Annotated in this window: 1 protein-coding gene; it reads left to right on the top strand. The window is 46.5% G+C overall.

The window, feature by feature from the left end; all coding sequences use genetic code 11:
* The coding region (locus tag AC0IXA_RS27465; RefSeq protein WP_471814907.1) for a proton-conducting transporter transmembrane domain-containing protein at positions 1 to 273 on the top strand (273 nt) is incomplete at both ends.

Here is a 273-nt window from a genome sequence, read left to right as displayed (position 1 = left end):
CATTCCACGCCGTCCGGCAAAACGATTTGAAAGCCATTCTGGCCTATTCGACAGTGAGTCAGCTCGGCATGATTATGCTCATGCTTGGCGTCGGCGCAGCTGCGATTCATGAAAACAATCCTGCCTTTTTTGGTGCAGCCGTTCTTGCAGCTATTTTTCACCTCATTAACCATGCTACGTTTAAAGGAAGTCTCTTTATGGCAGCTGGTATTATCGATCATGAAACAGGGACTCGTGACATTCGAAAATTAGGCGGATTAATGACGATCATGC

This window comes from Pseudomonas sp. AC083 (assembly GCF_979253165.1).
This window is presented reverse-complemented; position numbering and strand designations above follow the sequence as displayed.